The organism is Citrobacter sp. NCU1 (assembly GCF_010231475.1).
GTDB lineage: Bacteria > Pseudomonadota > Gammaproteobacteria > Enterobacterales > Enterobacteriaceae > Citrobacter_D.
In genome coordinates this window covers 1-18,464 of record NZ_NRDO01000012.1, presented here as the reverse complement: position 1 = coordinate 18,464, position 18,464 = coordinate 1, and the positions used below count along the sequence as shown (strand labels likewise).

Here is an 18,464-nt window from a genome sequence, read left to right as displayed (position 1 = left end):
GAGGGTGGCTATGGAACGCTTATTGATTGTGAATGCGGATGATTTTGGTCTGAGCAAAGGGCAAAACTACGGCATTGTGGACAGTTTTCGTCATGGCGTGGTCACGTCCACGACCGCGCTGGTCAATGGCGACGCTATCGATCATGCCGTTCAACTAAGCCGTGAAGTCCCTGAGCTTGCGGTAGGAATGCATTTTGTTCTGACGCTGGGGAAACCGTTAACGCAGATGCCCGGCCTGACCCGTGATGGCCGTCTGGGGAAATGGATCTGGCAGTTGGCGGAAGAGGATAGCTTACCGCTGGACGAAATTTCCCATGAACTGGAATGTCAGTATCAGCGTTTTATAGAACTGTTTGGTAAAGCGCCAACGCATCTGGACAGTCATCACCATGTCCATATGTTCCCGCAGGTTTTCCCGCGGGTGGCGCATTTTGCCGCACAGCAGGGCGTAGCACTGCGAATTGATCGCCAGACGGTATTTAAAGATACCGATTTACCGAGGGGGCTGCGAAGCTCACAAGGGTTTAGCAGTGCGTTTTATGGTGAGGTGATTTCTGAGTCGCTGTTTCTGCAGGTGCTTGACGCTTCAGCAGAAAAAGGCGAAGCATCTCTTGAAGTTATGTGTCATCCGGCCTTTGTCGATAATACTCTTCGTCAGAGCGCCTATTGTTACCCCCGCTTGACTGAACTTGATGTGCTTACGTCCCCGTCATTGAAAAATGCCATTGCGGAACGTGGGTATCGTCTCGGCAGTTTTCTTGATGTGTAGAGCCTGAGTTTGCGGCGCGAGAAGGCGCCGCATTTTTTTATTTTGCCCCGTTTTATGTTTGCTGCGCGCTATTTCCTCTTCCATTCTCTTGTTGTGATCGCCACGATGCGTGTAACCGCACATGCGGGACAGGACGCCGGGGGGCAAAATCGGCTAAGATAGTGTTTTTCTGATTTTTTGAATTTGCCTTTAGTGAAACAATTGATGATGAAACCTCTTCGCCAACAAAATCGCCCGGTTATCAGCTATGTTCCTCGTGTGGAGCCTGCGCCACCGGAACACGCGATAAAAATGGACGCATTTCGTGACGTGTGGATTTTGCGTGGAAAATACGTCGCATTTGTCTTAATGGGGGAGTCGTTTCAACGATCGCCTGCGTTTACTCTTCCGGAGTCAGCGCAGCGCTGGGCAAATCAGATCCGCCAGGAAAATGAGCTGGCCGAATAATGGGATATAAAAAAACCGCCTGTATGTCCTACAGGCGGTTTTTTACACATCATGGGAATGAATTAGTGGTGAGCCAGTTCGGCATCATCCTCACTGTCCAGAAGGGTTTTATCCGTTTGCTTCAGCCATTGACTGGTCAGGGTACCTGCCGTCATTGAACCACTGACATTCAGCGCAGTACGCCCCATATCGATCAGCGGTTCGACGGAAATCAACAGGGCAACCAGCGTGACCGGCAGTCCCATCGCAGGCAGAACGATCAATGCTGCAAACGTCGCGCCGCCACCCACACCTGCAACACCCGCAGAGCTTACCGTGACAATACCGACCAGCGTGGCAATCCATACGGGATCCAGCGGGTTAATTCCAACGGTAGGTGCCACCATAACGGCCAACATTGCCGGGTACAGACCCGCACAACCGTTCTGGCCAATCGTCGCGCCAAAAGAGGCCGCAAAACTGGCGATAGATTCCGGAACGCCCAGACGACGCGTTTGCGCTTCAACGTTCAATGGAATCGACGCTGCGCTGGAACGGCTGGTAAAGGCAAAGGTCAGGACAGGCCACACTTTGCGGAAATATTTCAGCGGGCTAACGCCATTGACGCCAAGCAGAACGCCATGTACGACAAACATAATCGCCAGGCCGAGGTATGACGCCACGACAAAGCTGCCCAGCTTGATGATGTCCTGTAAGTTAGAACCCGCCACGACTTTGGTCATCAGTGCCAGTACGCCATAAGGCGTTAACTGCATCACCAGACGGACCAGTTTCATCACCCAGCTTTGCAGGGTATCGATAGCGGTTAACACGCGTTCGCCTTTCGGCGCGTCATCTTTCAGCAGTTTCAGCGCTGCAATGCCGAGGAATGCGGCGAAAATGACCACGCTGATGATCGAGGTTGGGTTCGCCCCGGTCAGGTCGGCAAACGGGTTTTTCGGGATGAATGAAAATACCAGCTGCGGTACGCTGAGGTCGGCCACTTTGCCCACATAGTTGGTTTCAATCGCCGTCAGACGTGCGGTTTCTGCGCCACCCTGAACCAGACCTTCAGCAGTCAGACCAAACAAATTAGTCACCAGTACCCCCACCAGCGCGGCAATCAGCGTGGTGAACAGCAAGGTGCCGATGGTCAGAAAACTGATTTTTCCCAGTTGAGATGCGTTATGAAGGCGTGCCACCGCGCTCAGGATAGAGGCGAAGACCAGCGGCATAACAATCATTTGCAGCAGTTGCACATAGCCGTTACCGACAATGTTGAACCACTGAACTGAATCTTTTAAGACCTGGCTGTCAGATCCGTAAATCGTGTGCAGGACAAGGCCAAAGACCACGCCCATCACCAGACCCACCAGTACTTTCTTTGCCAGACTCCACTGTTTGTGACGGGCTTGCGCCAGCACAAACAGCAGTACAACGAACACCACAATGTTCGCAATTAATGGAAAATTCATCCCCGTTCTCCTGATCTTTTTTATCTATGTCGCTTCGTTACAGCGATTCTGTTGACGCAAGATTAGCAGAACTGTGAGTTGCCTCTTATATTCAAATGGAATTGTTTATTCCAAAAGTGACAGTTACGTCGATTTACTAATCAATTTGGTGATTTATAAAACGGTTAAACTGAAATTGCAGCGTATTGATCATATGCGAAGACCAACGTACTGCACTGTTTTCGGGGATTGTTTGCGGCATCCACACGGCCCAGGCGAACAGCGCCATGCAGAGAAAACGCTCCAGCTGGTTGCCTTTTTGCGGAACCAGTATTGGCAGACGAAAGCGCCAGCGACACGGCCAGAGCAGAGGGACGCCTGCCGGCGTTAGCATATCGGCCAGAATATGGCTTAAGTAGCCCAGTACCATGCCCTGCAGGGCGTCAGCCGGGATTATCCAGCTCTCCGGGACTTTCAAATAAAACGTCGTCAACAGCGCAAACACCGCCAACAAACTGTGTGTAAATCCGCGATGACCAAAAGCCCTGGCAATCGGTTTGGAGACCCATTTTAACCGCTGTCCGAGCAATGACTTTGGATGATCAATGTCAGGCAACAGACAGGTCAGAATTGCTGAAGGGACAATATGCCACCAGTCTCCCTGCGCGAGAACGGGCGTGAGCTCGGCATTTTTGGCAAATACCGCACAGGCAATTGAAAAAAGGAGGTGGCCTTCCGCCGTCATGATAGAACCCAATAAACTGTCAATTCATACAGTATAGGGTTTTTGTACAGTAGGCGGAAGAGGTGACGTTGTAACCCTATGTCACAAAAGTGGTGATTAGCGTGCCAGCCAACCACCGTCAACAGCAAGGGTATAGCCGTTGATGTAGGCAGAAGCGTCTGAGGCGAGAAAAACCACCGGGCCTTTCAGGTCGTCAGGTGTGCCCCAGCGCCCGGCCGGAATACGATCGACGATCTCTTTGCTGCGCCCGGCATCATCGCGCAACTGCTGCGTATTGTTTGTGGCCATATACCCCGGGGCGATGGCATTGACGTTGATCTGGTGTGGCGCCCATTCATTGGCGAGCAAACGGGTAAGGCCCAGCACACCGCTTTTGGAGGCGGTATAAGAGGGAACACGGATCCCGCCCTGGAAAGAGAGCATGGAGGCAATATTGATGATCTTTCCGCCATCACCTTGCTGTAAAAACTGACGCGCAACGGCCTGTGAAAGAAAGAAAACAGATTTGAGATTCAGGTTCATTACGTCATCCCAGTCTTTTTCGCTGAAAGAGAGCGCATCGTCGCGGCGAATCGTCCCGGCGTTATTGACCAGAATATCCACCCGCCCGAATTTCGCTACCGTCTGGCTGACGATATCCGCGATAGCGCTTTGCTGGCTCAGGTCGGCCTGAATCGTCATAAACTGCCTGCCCAGCGCCGCAACTTTCGCTGCCGTCTCCTGGGGTATCTTGCGGTTTACACCAACGATGTTGCAACCTGCCTCAGCAAGCGCGACGGCCATACCCTGGCCAAGTCCGGTATCGCAACCGGTAACGATCGCTGTTTTTCCCGACAGACTAAACGTATCCAAAATCATACTTACCCCGGCTACCCATTTTTATCAGCGATAACTTCTAAAAGAAGGATAGAAGAGGTTGTGAGGGAATTCAATAAAAATGAAACGTTGTTTTAAAAAATAATAGGGGCAAAGCGCTATTGCCCCTGACGGTTAGCCACGTAAATGGGTGGCTGTAAGATCGGATAATGAGGCTAGCTTGACGTCGGCGAGCGCAAAACGCGCATCGTGTTGACCCTCGTGTGCGGGAACGACGATGGAGCGCATACGTGCGGCTTTTGACGCCACCATGCCGTTGACGGAGTCCTCCAGCGCGACGCAGGCTAACGGGTCTATGCCCAGTTTGGTTGCGCAGTCGATGTAAACCTGTGGGTGCGGCTTGCTGTAGGGGAGTTTTTCCGCTGAGGCAAGGGCGTCGAAGCTTTCGCGCAGGCCAAACATGGTCAGGACTTTTTCCAGCATATGCAGCGGGGAGGCTGACGCCAGACCGACCAGTAATCCCTGAGATTTACACAGGGCAACGGCCTCACGGACGCCAGGCAGCAGTGGGCGCGTTTCTTCTACCAGTGCGATAGCCCGCGCGATGATTCGGTCAGTGACTTCCTGACGATCAGGTCCCTTCCAGGGCTGTTGTGCATACCACAAGTCGACGACCATATCGATACGTAAACCCAGGGTGTCCGGGAGTTCATGGCGGCGGCCGATATCTACGCCTAAACTTGCGATCACATCCAGTTCAGCCTGATCCCATAGCGGCTCGGAATCAATCAGTAATCCATCCATATCAAAAATTGCAGCAAGAATTTGACGCGGGGTTGACATCACAACCTCTCCTGTTGAGATTAAAACGTAAGGTATTGAGCGTACATTATGGTTACTAACGTATCATAGCGTCTTTAAAGATCGGGCGAAAACAGTTATCAGCAGGTAGACTTAAGGCCAAAACGACGCGTCTTTATCAAGGGGAACTCATGACGTATCAACAAGCTGGACGCATTGCTATCTTAAAAAGGATTATGGGATGGGTGATTTTCATCCCTGCGCTGATTTCTACGCTGGTGTCGGTATTGAAGTTTATGTACGCCCACAGCGAGAAGCAGGAGGGGATTAATGCGGTGATGCTCGATTTTGCTCATGTGATGATTGACATGATGCGCGTGAATACTCCGTTTCTGAACTTGTTCTGGTACAACTCGCCGACACCGGATTTTCAAAACAGTATCAATGTGATGTTCTGGGTGATTTTTGCCCTGATCTTCATTGGTCTTGCGTTGCAGGACTCTGGCGCCAGGATGAGCCGTCAGGCGCGTTTTCTCCGTGAGGGGGTTGAGGATCAACTGATCCTGGAGAAAGCCAAAGGCGCTGAAGGGATATCGCGCGAACAGATCGAGTCGCGTATCGTCGTGCCACATCACAGCATCTTTCTGCAGTATTTCCCGCTTTATATCCTGCCGGTGATTATTATCGTGCTCGGCTACGTCTTCTTTTCTGTGCTGGGATTTGTCGGATAAAAAATGCCGGATGGCGCTGATGCCTTATCCGGCTTACGGTGAGTTGTTGTGGCCCGATATGCGTCGCGCCATCGGGCACAAGCACTATGCTGCCAGCAGCCTGTCCATAGCTTTTTGCGCAATGACCAAATGTTTCCCGCCAAACAGAATCGCCCGGTTGAGTAACGTATACAACTGATAGACAGGCTGGCGATCCAGAAAATCTAACGGTAACGGGGAAACAGACTGGTAGCCATCATAGATCTGTGGAGGTTGATCGGTATGCAGTGGCAGCATCGCCAGATCGCACTCCCTGTCACCCCAGTAGCAGGCAGGGTCAAAGATATAAGGCCCATTCGGTCCCAGTGCACAGTTTGCAGACCACAGATCGCCATGTAAAAGTGAGGGTTGTGGTTGGTGCGAGGAGAGTCGCTGTTGAATATGTTCAACAATAGCGTCGATGTTACCGAACGCTATTCCTTTTTCTGCAGCCAACTCTAACTGCCAACCGATACGTTGTTCTGCGAAAAAGGTTGACCAGCGTCGTTGCCAGGCATTGGGTTGCGGAGTGGTAGAGAGTGCGTTATCGAAATCAAGACCGAATTGCGGTTGTTCGCTCCATGCGTGCAAATTCGCGAGTTGCTGACCCAGAATAAACGCATTATGGGCATCCAGCGGACGGGGCGGGAGATAATCCATCACCAGGAAACTGTAGTCTCTGTCCGAACCGACGGCCCACACTTTTGGCACCGTAACGGTTTTACTGCGAGAGAGCAATTCCAGTTGGTCAGCTTCGGCGGTAAAGCCCGGAAGGAGTTCTCTTTCATCACACTTAACGAAAAAATCACGTCCCGCATAGCGTAAATGCCATGCGGCATGGATCTCTCCGCCAGGCAGTTCATTACGCAGTTCGATTTCGCCTTCACCTAATTGCTCGCTTAAAAGACGACTGATAGCCTGCCACATGATGTCTCTCCCCATGTTGTCTGCCAGATCATAAGGTTAGCGCATAAATGCGGTAAAAAAACACGAACTGACGCACACCTGAGCCGCGTCGTCGCTGTAATGGCACTTATTGCTTGTCTTTTCGCCACTCCTCCCATGTGGCAACGGAAATTCCGGGTTTATTGCCTAACGCACTTTCAGCCAGCCCTGCGGTGAGTGCCGTCACCTCATCTTTACTCAGTGCGCTAATGAGACCAAAGGTGTTTGTGCCCAGTTCATGTACGTTTCCGTCTTCATCCGTCAGGGTCAGTAAGAAACCACCGCGTGTCAGGTGGTTATTAAGCTCATTAATTTCCGTCAAAGAGTGTTCATGAAACGTTACGGTTATGACATAACGGGTGATGTCACCACTGGCCATAATTCACCTCTTTGTAATCACATGACTTTTCAGCATAGACGGAGAATCATCATGCTGACAGATTTGTCGGCGAATCCCCTCACAATTAAGGAGGGGAAACCGTTATGACTGCGTCAGATAAGCATAAATTTTTTGTGTATCCTCAGAAGAGCACAAACGAGTCCCCTGATTGAGCGTTGCTGCGCTCCCCGCGGCAACACCGAACCGCACCATATCTTCCAGAGACGCACCCTCAGCCAGTTTAAGCGTCATGGCGCCAACCATGCTGTCACCCGCACCCACGGTGCTCTGACTTTTGACTGGGGGAGGGACGACCTGAACGCAGGTGTCGGTATCGACTGCCAACGCACCTTGTGGACCCAGAGAAACCACAACCCGATGTGCTTTACCGCTTTTCACAATCTCCAGGGCCGCGTTACGTACGTCATCAGGTTGGGTGAGTTCACGATTGACCAGGGCGCTCAGTTCTTTTTGGTTGGGTTTAACCAGTTCAATATTGCCGATATCTAAGGCAGCGCGGAGCGCTTCCCCTGAACTGTCAACAATGCAGCGGATGCCTTGCTTCTGCGCAGCCGAGAGAAGCTGTGTGAGTTTTTCCAGCTTGACGCCGGGCGGCAAACTGCCGCTGATGACGAGCAACGCCCCGGATTCAATTTCGAGTACCTGTTCTTCAAGCAGTTGAAATTCATTATCGGTAAGCGATGCGCCGGGCATCACGAAGCGATATTGCTCGCCGCTGGATTCGACGTGGACGTGCAGATTCTGGCGGGTCCAGTCTTTGGCTTCAATTGTCGCGACGGGAACATGCTCATCGGCCAATAGGGCGATCAGGTGTTCGCCGGTGGCACCGCCCGCAGGGAAAATGGCAGTGGCGGTACCGCCAAGATGTGAAATTGCGCGGGCGACGTTGATACCACCGCCGCCGGGTTCAAAAACCGGTGACGTGCAGCGGAGTTTCCCTTCGGGATAGATTTGCGGAGTGAGTGTTGCGCTATCGAGAGAGGGCGCAAGTGTTAACGTATAGATACGTACCATCATTACCTCCTGTTAGGCTGAATTCAGTCTGGCACCGAACGCCAGGAAAGTGAAGTAATTAACGATATGATTTAGTGGCTATTTATTCAAAATTTGCATTATGTGTAGATATAAATAATTTATTGATTTAGCAACGCCCTTATTCAAAAAATGAAATAAGAATTCATTGCTATGTTATTCGAGCCTTTTTATAATTTGTTACCTTTCCAGCGATCGTTTGTCTTTGATCCCTAAGAAGGAATCCGGGACCGTCATGGTCTCTTTTTTTGTTGTACGGACTCTTTATAAATGAAGCTTTTGAAGACAGTACCCGCTGCATTAATGCTGGCGGGTGGCGTCGTTGCGTCAATGCATGCCGCCGCCGATGATTCCGTTTTTACTGTCATGGATGATCCCACCACCGCGAAGAAACCCTTTGAAGGTAACCTGAATGCGGGATACCTTGCTCAGTCAGGCAATACCCAAAGTTCTTCCTTGACGGCGGACACCACCATGACCTGGTACGGGCAAACCACCGCATGGTCGCTGTGGGGGAATGCCAGCAACACCTCATCAAATGATGAACGTTCCTCGGAAAAATATGCAGTGGGCGGTCGTAGCCGTTTTAACACCACAGATTATGATTATCTTTTTGGTCAGGCTAGTTGGCTTACCGACCGCTACAACGGCTACCACGAGCGTGACATTGCGACGGCAGGTTATGGTCGTCAGTTTCTCAATGGGCCGGTACACAGTTTCCGTTTTGAATTCGGTCCCGGCGTTCGTTATGACGAACGCACCGATGATACGACAGAAACTCAGCCGCTCGGTTATGCTTCAGGCGCTTACGCCTGGCAGATGACGGATACCACTAAATTCACGCAGGGCGTGTCAGTGTTCGGGGCGGACGATACCACCCTCAATTCGGAGACGGCTCTGGATGTCGCCATCAATGAACATTTCGGTTTGAAGGTTGCCTATAATGTGACCTGGAACTCCGAGCCACCGGAAACGGCACCAGAGCATACGGATCGCCGTACGACAGTTTCATTGGGTTATAAGATGTAAATGCGCGCCGGGTCGTCTACAGGCGATCCGGCTATTATAAAGTGCGTGGTTATTCTTTTCAGAAAGTTATTTCAGTCATCACCGATGAGGTAATATTCGCGCGCATTTGCGTTTTATTATTGCGTAGGGAATAGACAGCACTTAACGCTTCGTCATTTTGCTGAAGTTAACCCCAGATCATCGCCGCCCAGCGCAGCAAAAGCATTGCACCACAGATGGCAATCAATACGACCACCATCTTCCAGTGTTTTTTCGCAAAGCGGTTCGTCGGAATTTTCCTTTTCCTGTTAAATCCACACTGATTTTCTGAGTGTAACAAAGTCGCGGCAAGTCAGTGAGTTGATTTACATCATAGGGATCAGTGTGATTGCGGCTTTGAACGACAGACAATGCCGTGTACACTGTCAAACGGTATTATCAAAAAGCGGACGTAGGTTACGGTATCGCCACGCGGGTGGTACGTGACATATTTCGCAGAGTGAAGCGGGAATCAGTCCATTACTTTTTGATAAATTTAACACTGAAACTTTGTATGTGATCTTTCGTGTAAGTAACATCCGGCATTTCTCTTCATTCTCTTCTGTTCCTTCCCGTTTCACTAATTCCGCACACTGTCTCACTTTCTCTTATTTACCCGTTTCAATTTAGTTCATCTTATCCTTGTTCGTGCCGTAGAATCTGTGTACCAAATCGTGTACCAATTCGCGTTAAAACGAACAGGGATTTCCATGCCTCTTAACGACACTAAACTCAGACGCATTGATGGTAAGCCATATGATGGCCCTTCTGAGATTGCAGATGGCGGCGGATTGTCTGCCAGGATCAGCCCCAAGGGACTAATCACCTTTCAGTATCGATACCGGATTAACGGTAAACCGGCTCGGCTGAAACTCGGCACCTATGGGCAAATGTCTATCAGGGAAGCCAGAGAGGCGATGGAGGAGTGCAAGAAGTGGCTGGAGGAAGGTCGCGATCCGGCAATTCAGAGAAAGATGAACAAAGCTAAGGTGTCTCAGTCACCAAGTATCAGCATGCTGGTCGATGAGTGGCTCGAAAGCCCGTCTGTAAAATCTCTGGTTAAATTCGACTACTGGAAGCGGATGCTGAAGCTTCACGTGACCGACAACTACGGGAAGCTCATCGCCAATGAAATGGATCCGGTTGAGTGGGAGAAAATCTTCCTACGCATTACGAAGGCCGGCTCTCCAGTTCAGGCCGGAAATGTCCTGGTAAAGATGAAGCAGGTGATCCGGTACGCGCTAAGGCGCAAGCGCATAACCTCCAACTCACTCATGCTTCTTGAGTTGAACGACATTGGTTCAAGGCCGGAAGACGGTGAGCGCTTTCTTAACGACGATGAGATTGGCGTGTTCTGGAATGCTATCGACAGAACAAAGATGTCATGGCAAAACAAAATGCTGATCAGGATTGTTGCGCTTACTGGATGCCGTGGCGTCGAATTGCGCCTGGCTAAGAAGGGGGATTTTGACCTGAAGGGCAGGGAGTGGGTTATCCCGAAGGAGAACTCAAAGACGCGTAAGAGGTTTGTTCGCGGGATATCAAACCTTGCCGCTGATTATCTTCAGCAGGTGTTCGACATCTACCCGAACCTGTCGATCGTCTTTCCTCCAACTAAGTTACAGGAAGACAGGCCCATGTCTGCCAGCACATTAATATCACTGGCCGAACAGGTTGAGGATGTTATGGGAGGGGATCACTGGTCTTTACATGATCTTAGAAGAACGTGCAAAACCAAAATGGCAGAGCTTGGAGTTGCGCCCCATGTATCAGAGAAAATACTGGGGCATAAATTAACGGGGATGCTGGCTATCTATGACCAGTACGATTACATCCCCGAGCAACAGGAAGCAGCAGAATTGTGGGCGAAGAAAATTCAGGATTGCGCGGAAAGCAGCCCCTTGTCTTTGCAGAACTGAATGACCTCAACGTAACGAAACAGGGCGCCGCCTTTTGGTGGATGAAGCTCTTCCACTTCCTGTGGGAATGGTGTTCCTGCCTGTTCCCACTGCTTACGCTTGCGATAAAATGTCGTTCTGGAGATACCACCAAGCATCTCCTGAATGCGCTCACGGTTAACCAGAACCGGTTGAATGCTGATTGTTGTTTGCATGCTTTTCTCCAGGCAAAAAGAACCCGGCGCGCGGCCGGGAAAATGATAACGATGGTTGGGCTTTCGCACCCAATAGCCAGCTCATAACTGGCTATCAGTTACGCTCAGTATTTTCCGTACCACCAACCATCATTACCGTCTTCGAGGTCGATTCTTTCACATCCGACTATTTGGAAGACTTTAAGCGAACATGAAAACGTGCCTGTGGCACTGCACGAAACTCCGTCCTTATCAACACCAAGCCGGATACTCTTGGTGTCCTCATCTATCTGAATATCAATTCGCTTACCTCGCAGTGGGACTTTTTTGCTAACGCTTCCTCCTCCGTAACCGGACTTTATTTGCCGGAATCTAACTGATGGCGATTTTGCCCATCCGCGCATATTGCGCTGGCTTATGAATGCCATACTCTCTCCTCATGCCGCCCGCATAGCGCGCAGCGATTTAATGTGCTCGCTCGTCTCCAGTTCGGCGCGTATCTGTGCCGCCTCGTGGTGGTCGAGGTGCTCGAAATTTTGATTGAATCGGTCGATTGACGCGGTGTTGATCCGGCCCTGTCGCCAGTAGCGGACTATTTGTGATGTGGTGGAATGGATTACGACGGGCCAACCTGATTGGTCAGCGTATGTCTGACCGCGCTGGATTAGTTGAAACATGAGGATTACCCATGCTTCATGAGGAATACTGTCATAGCAGCGCGCAGAGCATTAGGGTGCTCATACTCGTATAGAGGACTGGCGGTAGCACCATGAACACCTTCATCATTCCAGTTCCAGAGGATGTTAATTTCGTGTTCTTCAATAATCGGCCAAGCGTCAGCCGGGTTGTTGCATGGATCGAACTTCGTCCATACTGCATCTTTAATTAAAAGTGCTGCCCCATCATGAATTCCGAATTCTTTTATTCCTGATGCCTTGGCTACCTCAACGCTGATTTCACCATCGCTCATCGTGCTGTAATCCATCACATTCCCCTTTGCTTATTCTTCAATTCGATTTCTTCCTGGCAACTGGCGCACGTCTGGCAACCAGCCACGGCAGCGCGTCGTCTCTCGTCGATAGGATCGCCGCACTCAATACAGTGCTCTGCTGATACGGCGTTGCGGTTGAGTCGGTGAGCCTGAATGGTAAGTTGCAGACGTTGCTCGGCCAGTTCGTTGGCCTGATCAATTATTTCGGCTGTCATGGCGATACCCCTTCAAGAATTGAGTTAATTTCTCTTTGTAACTGGCTTTGGCCTCTTTCTTTGTTGGCTTCCACTCTCCGTAAATACTCACATCACGGTAATTTCCTATCCGATACATCCGGCAGTTTCCTTTGTGGTCGTAATCCACGCATGGTTTGTTAATCCCCAACCATTCATGGAATTCGTAACCACAGTCAGCGTCCAGATACTCCTGATAATTGCACTTGGCTTTATGTTTTCTGGCGCTGATTTTTGGTGGCTCATAATCGACAACATCGCCATAAACAATGCCGTCAGTGGGGTGGTAGCGCTCAGGAGACGAATGTGGCGCTGTATCCAGCACAACGCCGATGTAGTGGCCGAAATCCTTAACGATGGTTCCATGCTCTCCATACGCAATAACTCGCCGGCCTACGCAGGCGGTAACGCCATATTGGAAGTTGATGTATTCGAAGCTCATTTTTAGTGCTCCCTGAATTGCTGATTTATTCTGGTGAAGGTGAACGCGAGCAATAAAAAAGGCCGCTGTAGCGACCTGGTGATTCGGTTGGTTAGCGTCATGCAGCGTCCTCAATCTGGTTTAAGCAGGGAGAATGCTGCCGCAGCCACTCTTGGAACTTGTCCATTGCCAAGGGCTTTAATTCTGTCCACCCGATGGGCCACCCCATTAGCCACTCTTCCCACTCCGGGTTCAGCAGGCCACCAACTTGGTCGTTGAGGTTGCGTGAGCGTCGCGGGTCGTTCCATCTCGCCAAAGAGCCTGACCGGTAATCCCTCGCCTGAGGTGTCGCGAACATTTCTCCCGACCACCCACAAACGGTCTCGTTTATGAGGCGCACCACATTCTTTTGCTGAAACACGACTCCACTGGCAATCAAACCCAATTTCGGCAAGGTCACTGATGATTCTTGCAAGTCCTCTTCCAATAAGGAGCGGTGAGTTTTCCACGAAGACGTATTTAGGTCGTACCTCATCGATGATTCTTGCCATTTCTCTCCAGAGTCCAGACTTGTCCCCATCGATTCCTGCACCTCTACCGGCTGAGCTGATGTCCTGGCACGGAAACCCGCCAGAAACGACATCAACAACTCCTCTCCACGGCTTTCCGTTAAAACTGCACACGTCAGACCAAATCGGGAAAGGTCGGAGAATTCTATCGTTTTGTCGTTGCGCGAGAATCTGTGCGGCGTAGGCATCACGTTCAACTGCGCAAACTGTTCGCCAGCCAAGGAGGTGTCCACCGAGTATTCCTCCGCCAGCGCCTGCGAAAAGAGCCAGCTCATTCACGTAACCCCCTAATCACGATTCCACTCCGTACCGGCCATTAAGGCGGCCAGTTTTAACGACGAACTCCAGAAGGCTGACACCAAGCGGCGCAACCTGCCTGTGATGTTTCTGGATGATTGGCTTCACGGTGGCCTCCCAGTTAGGCTTTGGCCTTTTGCTCATTGCCTGCCTGATTTCCTCGGTGCATCGACGGCATGCGGCGCGGCAGGCATTCTCTTGCTCTGGCGTCATGCAGCCTCCCGGCGGGCGAGAAGTTTCGCCCCGAAAGCCATCAACTCGTCCCGATCCACAGTTGCGAAATGGCAGTGTGTTCGCGGGTACGGTCGCCAGATGATGAGCATGCTCCCTTTGTTGTTTCCCGAGACTGGCTTACCGGTGACCGGGTTGATGAATGCCAGGCGCCCGGCAGTGATGAATCGCACCTCGCTGGAAGACTGGATCGCCTCCTTGAACCAGCCAACCGAAGTGTCAGCAGGAACCAGCATGACCGTGCCGATCTGATTGGCGCTCTCGGCTGCAGCCTTCTTCACGAACGGCGTGATGTCGCTATACGGTGGGTTGAGCCAGACATGGCCGGGGATGGTGAGATAGTCACTCCACGGCGTTTCAAGTGTGTTCTGCTCGGCGGTGATGAACTTGCGACACAGCGTGTTATGCGGCGCTGCGTCGGCATCCAGTTGAAAGCAGAACTCAGCATCAAGCGCGGCGAATAAAGCGGGTGGTGTAAGCCACAGATCGCGCTGTTCTGCTGGCGTGTTACTTCCGGTGTAGTCGGTCATGCTGCCTCCTGTCTTTCTCTGTATTCTTCCGCCAGGCGCTGTGCTTTAAGCGGATTGCAAATCACATCACCCCATGGCATTAACCATCCGTTCTGACCGGTAATGAATGGCAGGCGGACGCCGTAAACAACGATGTCGTCGTGAGCATGTGTCATCAGTCGCTCCTTGTATGACCGAAGCGCCCACGGTAATTACGCATCCGATCGTCGGTATAGGTTGGTTGAACCGGCCCGACAATCTGCCAGGCTGGTCTGAATGATGCTTCAAAGTTGTCCCGCCACACTCGCTTGCTCCATAGCTCCTCTGAATGCCGGAGGAGGCGAGCTTCCTTGCTCTCAGGTACGCACGGCTTCCCCAGCGTTTTGTCGAGATGATCGAACAAGCGAGCCAGCACCTCTTCTTTGGTGCCGGATCGCTTTATCGGGCGAAGATATCCCGCCCCGGGAAGAGGTGAAGACATGTTGATGCTCCTGATATTAGTTGGTCAGTTTCTGCCAGATAGCGGAAACGTATTTGGCCTGGTGAATGGCATCATCAAGCGCGTTGTGGCGGGTGCCATCGAATGGCATGTCGCGCTTAGGGTCGAATCCGATTACTTTGCCCATCTCTACCATGGTGCGAACGTCACGGTCATTCCACCATTGCCATGGTGGCTGTTGGCCTGTTAATGCATAACTGTTGCGGAGAATAACGCAGTCGAATGAAGCGCCATTCCCCCATACCTGAACGAACCGCGGATTGGCATGCTTACCGATGAAATCAGACAGACATGAAAGCGCGCTTGAAAGGTCTTGTGTGTCAGTGGTTAATGACTTCCGAGCGTCTTCCCCTTGTTCCATCCACCACAAAATTGTTGAGGCGTCAGGTCTGGCACGGAATCGCATCGATGATTCAAGTGAAACATTAACCTGAAAATCGTCTGCTGTTACTCCGGTGTTCGGATCAAAAAATACGGCACCAATAGAAATAATCGGCGCGTATGGGCCGTTGCCCATAGTTTCGAGGTCAATCATTAAGTGGTTCATATTCTTCCTTAAAATGGGATATCGTCGTCAAAATCCATGGGCGGTTCGTTCTGCGGCGCTGGAGTGCTGCGTTTCTGCTGCTGACGAGTCTGGCCACCGCCTGACTGGTTGCCTGTATGCTGCTGACCACCACCCGCCGGTGCGCCGCCGTTCTGCCGTCCGCCAAGCATCTGCATGACGCCGCCGACGTTGACAACAATCTCTGTGGTGTACTTTTCAACGCCTGACTGATCTGTCCATTTGCGGGTACGCAACTGGCCTTCGATGTAAACCTGAGAGCCTTTTCTCAGATATTCGCTGGCAACTTCAGCCAGTTTGCTGAACAGCACCACACGGTGCCATTCGGTCTGCTCCTTCATTTCGCCTGTCTGTTTATCACGCCACGATTCGGAAGTAGCAAGCGTGATGTTGGCCACTGCTCCACCATTCGGCAGATAACGAACCTCCGGATCCTGTCCGAGATTCCCCACAAGGATCACCTTGTTTACGCCTTTGCTTGCCATTTATGCCGCCTGTTTTAGTTCTCTGATTCGAATGCCGGATACGTCTTTGCACTTCGCCTGGTGATCGGGGAAACCATTCAATCGATTCCAGGTTGCTGCGTACGCTTCCTTGAGTTTTGTGCTGTCATTTTCTGAGCTTGCGTACTGAGTGAACTCGGCGAGGATTTGGTCGGCGCCTGCCGGATTTACGTGATGAACTTCAGCGTCGGCGTCGATCGCAGTTTCCTCAGTAGGAATGCAGAAGGCCTGAAACGCTGCGTATTTGTAGGCGATCGACATGGCCTTGTTGGTGGCCTTGTCACCGCTGTCCATCGCTTCACCGTAGGTTGTCACCGTGTGAATACTGCCGTCTTCAGTGCTGACGAAATCGAAGTCAGCCTTAACGACGACGTAGAACAGGACGCCGCCTTTCTGCGTTGTTCGTTCAGTAACAGTTCGCTCAGTAATCCGTGGAAGGATAAGAAGCCCGTGATTAACAAGGGCAGGGGCCAGCGCGTTGTAGACCTGGTCGATTCCGCGAAAGTTAAATCCCTGCTGCGCGTTTTTTCGATCCTTGCTTATTCCGGTGGTAGCCATATCCTTGGCTACTGCGCTGATTGCTGCGTATACCTTTTTCTCTGTCATTGAAAGTTCCCCGCAAATTCGTCCCAGTTGATTACCGGGTTCTGACGTTCTGCCGCCAGGTTAACCGGCTCGTCTTTGTCATCCGGCGTGATGGGGATAACGTCGCTCATCAGCCGGACAAAAGCATCGTCATCCCATCGTTCTGCTGCGCTCATGCTGCTTGCTCCTGATGGGTGATGACGTATCCCTGCTCAGCCAGCCATTCGAGAACGACAGCGCCGTCCAGTTGATTGAGTACTTCGCGAGTGTTGACGGTGCCGGACAGAACCACGCCTTCAAGTTCAAGTTGAATGGTGTTATGCGGCCCTACAGACGTGCGCATTTCTGCGCATTCGCATGTGATATCCATGAATCACCTCAGTAGTTAATTTTTGCGTGTGGCACCAGGCCATCTTTCAAAGCTGTGAGGACTTCGATCGCCTGTTCACGAGTGATGCTGGTATTGGCAGTCAGTGCGTTGACGATGTCAGTGCCTACAATCTTGCGGTGCTTAACGTCAGCCTCACGTTTCGCTGTTTCATCGGCGATACGCTTCTCTTCTGCCAGTCGTGCGGCTTCCTTCGCTTCAGCTTCACGGCGTACCTTGTCGGCGGCTTCCTGTGCCTTACGCTGTTCTTCGGCAATGGCGGCCTGTTTGTCACGTTCTGCCTTTTCTGAGGCTGCCTTCTTATCAGCTTCCGCTTTCTGCTCAGCGGCGATACGGTCACGTTCTGCTTGCTCGGCTTTCAGTTTCAACTCCGCCTCACGACGTGCTGCTTCAGCGCGTTCACGCTCTGCTTTTTCTTCTGCTTCGCGTTTTGCCTGCTCTGCCGCCTGGCGTTTCAGTTCTTCTTCGTGAGCAATGCGTTGGCGTTCCGCTTCCTCAGCTTTCGCCATGGCGTCACGATCGAAGGCATCGTTCATCAGCAGTGCCATTTCGTGGTCAGTTTCGACCTGCTTCTTGAGTGCCTCGAGGGCTGCCTTTTCCTCTGCCTCGATGCGGAGCCGTTCTTCTTCGGCAGCTTTCTCAGCTGCGATACGCTCCTGTTCGGCTTCCCATTCGGTGAGAGGGCGGCGGACTTCATCTTTCAGCGCGTCGAGTCGCTCACGCACAATCCGGCGGCTTTCGTCGATCTGCTTCGGTAGCGCCTTCAGTTCGGCGACAAGGTATTTGCCAGCGTTATCGATGTACGTTTTTGAGCGGGCCACCTTGTGCGCCATTGATGCGATGGCGTCACGGCCTTTCTTGGTAGATAAGTCCGGCACCAGGCTACGGGCTTCTTTCTCGATCGCCTCAATAATCGGGTCGAGTTGCTCTTTGGTGGTGAACACTGCCATCGCGTTCTGCTTTTCAATGACGACTAAATCCGTTACTTCGCTCATGGGTTCTCCTGAATTTTGATTGCACGAACCTCGTCCGCTTAATGCCAGACTGGTTGGTTGAATGGGGTGGGGGGTTAATGGGTTAGTTTTGAGTTCCAGGACTCAATCGCCGTGATGGGAGAGTCAAAGGTAGCAGGGGCAATCCATCCACAGCACTTAATCTGAAATTTATTTAGGATGTATGGCTCAGGGTTAATCCTGCATCCCTGATTCCACTCAAAGGCCTTTATGGCTGGTTTTTGTTTGCAGAAAGGGCACTCAACCGCATCAGGTAGCGATTCAAAAGAGATATCAGGCATCGTTGAATCATCTTCAGCCCACTGTAGCTCAGCAGGAACATTGATCTTACCCACGTAATGTGGACACAACCCTAAGCGAGATTCTGGTTTTCAAATTGTTCCG

29 protein-coding genes are annotated in these 18,464 nt (G+C 51.5%); 5 read left to right on the top strand and 24 right to left on the bottom strand.

Annotated elements, in window-relative coordinates:
- Positions 1–10 precede the first annotated feature (10 nt).
- Positions 11–769, top strand: coding sequence for a chitin disaccharide deacetylase (gene chbG / locus CJP72_RS04915; protein ID WP_162379780.1), 759 nt, complete (start codon positions 11–13; stop codon positions 767–769).
- A gap of 204 nt (positions 770–973) precedes the next feature.
- Positions 974–1,216, top strand: coding sequence for a cell division activator CedA (gene cedA / locus CJP72_RS04910; RefSeq protein WP_162379779.1), 243 nt, complete (start codon positions 974–976; stop codon positions 1,214–1,216).
- A gap of 62 nt (positions 1,217–1,278) precedes the next feature.
- Here cedA and tcyP read toward each other — a convergent pair whose 3' ends face one another.
- From tcyP to hxpB, 4 genes are all read right to left on the bottom strand, one after another.
- On the bottom strand, positions 1,279–2,670 hold the full coding sequence (gene tcyP / locus CJP72_RS04905; RefSeq protein WP_162379778.1) for a cystine/sulfocysteine:cation symporter: 1,392 nt from the start codon (positions 2,668–2,670) through the stop codon (positions 1,279–1,281).
- Positions 2,671–2,806: 136 nt separating this feature from the next.
- Positions 2,807–3,394: a metal-dependent hydrolase gene (locus tag CJP72_RS04900; RefSeq protein WP_162379777.1), complete on the bottom strand. Its 588-nt coding sequence runs from the start codon at positions 3,392–3,394 to the stop codon at positions 2,807–2,809.
- Positions 3,395–3,490: 96 nt separating this feature from the next.
- Positions 3,491–4,252: a 2-dehydro-3-deoxy-D-gluconate 5-dehydrogenase KduD gene (gene kduD / locus CJP72_RS04895; RefSeq protein WP_162379776.1), complete on the bottom strand. Its 762-nt coding sequence runs from the start codon at positions 4,250–4,252 to the stop codon at positions 3,491–3,493.
- A gap of 132 nt (positions 4,253–4,384) precedes the next feature.
- Complete coding sequence (gene hxpB / locus CJP72_RS04890) at positions 4,385–5,053, bottom strand: hexitol phosphatase HxpB (protein WP_162379775.1); 669 nt, start codon at positions 5,051–5,053, stop codon at positions 4,385–4,387.
- A gap of 149 nt (positions 5,054–5,202) precedes the next feature.
- Here hxpB and CJP72_RS04885 point away from each other — a divergent pair, with 149 nt between their 5' ends.
- Complete coding sequence (locus CJP72_RS04885) at positions 5,203–5,742, top strand: YniB family protein (protein WP_162379774.1); 540 nt, start codon at positions 5,203–5,205, stop codon at positions 5,740–5,742.
- Positions 5,743–5,826: 84 nt separating this feature from the next.
- Here the strand turns inward: CJP72_RS04885 and CJP72_RS04880 are convergent, their stop codons facing one another.
- The 3 genes from CJP72_RS04880 to pfkB all read right to left on the bottom strand — a co-directional run bounded on the left by CJP72_RS04880 (position 5,827) and on the right by pfkB (position 8,119).
- Positions 5,827–6,687: a fructosamine kinase family protein gene (locus CJP72_RS04880; RefSeq protein WP_162379773.1), complete on the bottom strand. Its 861-nt coding sequence runs from the start codon at positions 6,685–6,687 to the stop codon at positions 5,827–5,829.
- 106 nt (positions 6,688–6,793) lie between these two features.
- Positions 6,794–7,084 carry a type V toxin-antitoxin system endoribonuclease antitoxin GhoS gene (gene ghoS, locus CJP72_RS04875; RefSeq protein ID WP_162379772.1) on the bottom strand — a complete coding sequence of 97 codons (291 nt, stop codon included), beginning with the start codon at positions 7,082–7,084 and terminating at the stop codon, positions 6,794–6,796.
- A gap of 102 nt (positions 7,085–7,186) precedes the next feature.
- Entirely contained in the window at positions 7,187–8,119 is a 933-nt protein-coding gene (gene pfkB, locus CJP72_RS04870; RefSeq protein ID WP_162379855.1) for a 6-phosphofructokinase II, read from the bottom strand.
- 288 nt (positions 8,120–8,407) lie between these two features.
- Here pfkB and CJP72_RS04865 point away from each other — a divergent pair, with 288 nt between their 5' ends.
- Positions 8,408–9,166, top strand: a complete 759-nt coding sequence (locus CJP72_RS04865; RefSeq protein ID WP_162379771.1) for a DUF481 domain-containing protein — start codon at positions 8,408–8,410, stop codon at positions 9,164–9,166.
- A gap of 166 nt (positions 9,167–9,332) precedes the next feature.
- Here CJP72_RS04865 and yniD read toward each other — a convergent pair whose 3' ends face one another.
- Positions 9,333–9,440 carry a small membrane protein YniD gene (yniD, locus tag CJP72_RS04860; protein WP_162379854.1) on the bottom strand — a complete coding sequence of 36 codons (108 nt, stop codon included), beginning with the start codon at positions 9,438–9,440 and terminating at the stop codon, positions 9,333–9,335.
- Between the two features lie 454 nt (positions 9,441–9,894).
- Between yniD and CJP72_RS04855 the strand changes: the two genes are divergently transcribed.
- Entirely contained in the window at positions 9,895–11,103 is a 1,209-nt protein-coding gene (locus tag CJP72_RS04855) for a tyrosine-type recombinase/integrase (RefSeq protein ID WP_162379770.1), read from the top strand.
- Here CJP72_RS04855 and CJP72_RS04850 read toward each other — a convergent pair.
- From CJP72_RS04850 to CJP72_RS04775, 16 genes are all read right to left on the bottom strand, one after another.
- The gene (locus CJP72_RS04850) at positions 11,061–11,297 is read right to left on the bottom strand and encodes a helix-turn-helix domain-containing protein (RefSeq protein ID WP_162379769.1); all 237 of its coding nucleotides are present in this window, start codon (positions 11,295–11,297) and stop codon (positions 11,061–11,063) included. The genes CJP72_RS04855 and CJP72_RS04850 overlap by 43 nt on opposite strands.
- 416 nt (positions 11,298–11,713) lie before the next feature.
- Positions 11,714–11,953: a DUF4222 domain-containing protein gene (locus CJP72_RS04845; protein WP_162379768.1), complete on the bottom strand. Its 240-nt coding sequence runs from the start codon at positions 11,951–11,953 to the stop codon at positions 11,714–11,716.
- A gap of 5 nt (positions 11,954–11,958) precedes the next feature.
- Complete coding sequence (locus CJP72_RS04840; protein ID WP_162379767.1) at positions 11,959–12,261, bottom strand: phage protein NinX family protein; 303 nt, start codon at positions 12,259–12,261, stop codon at positions 11,959–11,961.
- Complete coding sequence (locus tag CJP72_RS04835; RefSeq protein ID WP_162379766.1) at positions 12,261–12,482, bottom strand: TraR/DksA family transcriptional regulator; 222 nt, start codon at positions 12,480–12,482, stop codon at positions 12,261–12,263. Before CJP72_RS04835 ends, CJP72_RS04840 begins: the two co-directional genes overlap by 1 nt.
- Positions 12,463–12,942, bottom strand: coding sequence for a hypothetical protein (locus CJP72_RS04830; RefSeq protein WP_162379765.1), 480 nt, complete (start codon positions 12,940–12,942; stop codon positions 12,463–12,465). Before CJP72_RS04830 ends, CJP72_RS04835 begins: the two co-directional genes overlap by 20 nt.
- Positions 12,943–13,052: 110 nt before the next feature.
- On the bottom strand, positions 13,053–13,769 hold the full coding sequence (locus tag CJP72_RS04825; protein WP_162379764.1) for a DNA cytosine methyltransferase: 717 nt from the start codon (positions 13,767–13,769) through the stop codon (positions 13,053–13,055).
- Between the two features lie 12 nt (positions 13,770–13,781).
- The gene (locus CJP72_RS04820) at positions 13,782–14,000 is read right to left on the bottom strand and encodes a hypothetical protein (protein ID WP_162379763.1); all 219 of its coding nucleotides are present in this window, start codon (positions 13,998–14,000) and stop codon (positions 13,782–13,784) included.
- On the bottom strand, positions 13,997–14,548 hold the full coding sequence (locus tag CJP72_RS04815; RefSeq protein WP_162379762.1) for a phage N-6-adenine-methyltransferase: 552 nt from the start codon (positions 14,546–14,548) through the stop codon (positions 13,997–13,999). The genes CJP72_RS04820 and CJP72_RS04815 overlap by 4 nt, the downstream gene beginning before the upstream one ends.
- A complete protein-coding gene (locus tag CJP72_RS04810) occupies positions 14,545–14,703 on the bottom strand; it encodes a DUF1317 family protein (protein WP_162379761.1) in 159 nt (52 codons plus the stop codon). Before CJP72_RS04810 ends, CJP72_RS04815 begins: the two co-directional genes overlap by 4 nt.
- A complete protein-coding gene (locus CJP72_RS04805; RefSeq protein ID WP_162379760.1) occupies positions 14,703–15,008 on the bottom strand; it encodes a hypothetical protein in 306 nt (101 codons plus the stop codon). The genes CJP72_RS04810 and CJP72_RS04805 overlap by 1 nt, the downstream gene beginning before the upstream one ends.
- Positions 15,009–15,024: 16 nt before the next feature.
- Positions 15,025–15,573 carry a 3'-5' exonuclease gene (locus tag CJP72_RS04800; RefSeq protein ID WP_162379759.1) on the bottom strand — a complete coding sequence of 183 codons (549 nt, stop codon included), beginning with the start codon at positions 15,571–15,573 and terminating at the stop codon, positions 15,025–15,027.
- Between the two features lie 8 nt (positions 15,574–15,581).
- Positions 15,582–16,076, bottom strand: a complete 495-nt coding sequence (locus CJP72_RS04795) for a single-stranded DNA-binding protein (protein ID WP_162379758.1) — start codon at positions 16,074–16,076, stop codon at positions 15,582–15,584.
- Positions 16,077–16,700 (bottom strand): ERF family protein, encoded by a 624-nt coding sequence (locus CJP72_RS04790; protein WP_162379757.1) that lies wholly within the window; start codon positions 16,698–16,700, stop codon positions 16,077–16,079.
- Positions 16,697–16,855 (bottom strand): hypothetical protein, encoded by a 159-nt coding sequence (locus CJP72_RS04785; protein ID WP_162379756.1) that lies wholly within the window; start codon positions 16,853–16,855, stop codon positions 16,697–16,699. Before CJP72_RS04785 ends, CJP72_RS04790 begins: the two co-directional genes overlap by 4 nt.
- Positions 16,852–17,049 (bottom strand): thioredoxin reductase, encoded by a 198-nt coding sequence (locus CJP72_RS04780; protein WP_162379755.1) that lies wholly within the window; start codon positions 17,047–17,049, stop codon positions 16,852–16,854. Before CJP72_RS04780 ends, CJP72_RS04785 begins: the two co-directional genes overlap by 4 nt.
- 8 nt (positions 17,050–17,057) lie before the next feature.
- On the bottom strand, positions 17,058–18,062 hold the full coding sequence (locus CJP72_RS04775; RefSeq protein ID WP_162379754.1) for a hypothetical protein: 1,005 nt from the start codon (positions 18,060–18,062) through the stop codon (positions 17,058–17,060).
- Positions 18,063–18,464 lie beyond the last annotated feature (402 nt).

Excerpts from the sequence above, each read along its gene's own strand:
- chbG (WP_162379780.1), top strand. The coding sequence starts at position 11 with ATGGAACGCTTATTGATTGTGAATGCGGATGATTTTGGTCTGAGCAAA.
- cedA (WP_162379779.1), top strand. The coding sequence starts at position 974 with ATGATGAAACCTCTTCGCCAACAAAATCGCCCGGTTATCAGCTATGTT.
- tcyP (WP_162379778.1), bottom strand. The coding sequence starts at position 2,670 with ATGAATTTTCCATTAATTGCGAACATTGTGGTGTTCGTTGTACTGCTG.
- CJP72_RS04900 (WP_162379777.1), bottom strand. The coding sequence starts at position 3,394 with ATGACGGCGGAAGGCCACCTCCTTTTTTCAATTGCCTGTGCGGTATTT.
- kduD (WP_162379776.1), bottom strand. The coding sequence starts at position 4,252 with ATGATTTTGGATACGTTTAGTCTGTCGGGAAAAACAGCGATCGTTACC.
- hxpB (WP_162379775.1), bottom strand. The coding sequence starts at position 5,053 with ATGTCAACCCCGCGTCAAATTCTTGCTGCAATTTTTGATATGGATGGA.
- CJP72_RS04885 (WP_162379774.1), top strand. The coding sequence starts at position 5,203 with ATGACGTATCAACAAGCTGGACGCATTGCTATCTTAAAAAGGATTATG.
- CJP72_RS04880 (WP_162379773.1), bottom strand. The coding sequence starts at position 6,687 with ATGTGGCAGGCTATCAGTCGTCTTTTAAGCGAGCAATTAGGTGAAGGC.
- ghoS (WP_162379772.1), bottom strand. The coding sequence starts at position 7,084 with ATGGCCAGTGGTGACATCACCCGTTATGTCATAACCGTAACGTTTCAT.
- pfkB (WP_162379855.1), bottom strand. The coding sequence starts at position 8,119 with ATGGTACGTATCTATACGTTAACACTTGCGCCCTCTCTCGATAGCGCA.
- CJP72_RS04865 (WP_162379771.1), top strand. The coding sequence starts at position 8,408 with ATGAAGCTTTTGAAGACAGTACCCGCTGCATTAATGCTGGCGGGTGGC.
- CJP72_RS04855 (WP_162379770.1), top strand. The coding sequence starts at position 9,895 with ATGCCTCTTAACGACACTAAACTCAGACGCATTGATGGTAAGCCATAT.
- CJP72_RS04850 (WP_162379769.1), bottom strand. The coding sequence starts at position 11,297 with ATGCAAACAACAATCAGCATTCAACCGGTTCTGGTTAACCGTGAGCGC.
- CJP72_RS04845 (WP_162379768.1), bottom strand. The coding sequence starts at position 11,953 with ATGTTTCAACTAATCCAGCGCGGTCAGACATACGCTGACCAATCAGGT.
- CJP72_RS04840 (WP_162379767.1), bottom strand. The coding sequence starts at position 12,261 with ATGGATTACAGCACGATGAGCGATGGTGAAATCAGCGTTGAGGTAGCC.
- CJP72_RS04835 (WP_162379766.1), bottom strand. The coding sequence starts at position 12,482 with ATGACAGCCGAAATAATTGATCAGGCCAACGAACTGGCCGAGCAACGT.
- CJP72_RS04830 (WP_162379765.1), bottom strand. The coding sequence starts at position 12,942 with ATGAGCTTCGAATACATCAACTTCCAATATGGCGTTACCGCCTGCGTA.
- CJP72_RS04820 (WP_162379763.1), bottom strand. The coding sequence starts at position 14,000 with ATGACGCCAGAGCAAGAGAATGCCTGCCGCGCCGCATGCCGTCGATGC.
- CJP72_RS04815 (WP_162379762.1), bottom strand. The coding sequence starts at position 14,548 with ATGACCGACTACACCGGAAGTAACACGCCAGCAGAACAGCGCGATCTG.
- CJP72_RS04810 (WP_162379761.1), bottom strand. The coding sequence starts at position 14,703 with ATGACACATGCTCACGACGACATCGTTGTTTACGGCGTCCGCCTGCCA.
- CJP72_RS04805 (WP_162379760.1), bottom strand. The coding sequence starts at position 15,008 with ATGTCTTCACCTCTTCCCGGGGCGGGATATCTTCGCCCGATAAAGCGA.
- CJP72_RS04800 (WP_162379759.1), bottom strand. The coding sequence starts at position 15,573 with ATGAACCACTTAATGATTGACCTCGAAACTATGGGCAACGGCCCATAC.
- CJP72_RS04795 (WP_162379758.1), bottom strand. The coding sequence starts at position 16,076 with ATGGCAAGCAAAGGCGTAAACAAGGTGATCCTTGTGGGGAATCTCGGA.
- CJP72_RS04790 (WP_162379757.1), bottom strand. The coding sequence starts at position 16,700 with ATGACAGAGAAAAAGGTATACGCAGCAATCAGCGCAGTAGCCAAGGAT.
- CJP72_RS04785 (WP_162379756.1), bottom strand. The coding sequence starts at position 16,855 with ATGAGCGCAGCAGAACGATGGGATGACGATGCTTTTGTCCGGCTGATG.
- CJP72_RS04780 (WP_162379755.1), bottom strand. The coding sequence starts at position 17,049 with ATGGATATCACATGCGAATGCGCAGAAATGCGCACGTCTGTAGGGCCG.
- CJP72_RS04775 (WP_162379754.1), bottom strand. The coding sequence starts at position 18,062 with ATGAGCGAAGTAACGGATTTAGTCGTCATTGAAAAGCAGAACGCGATG.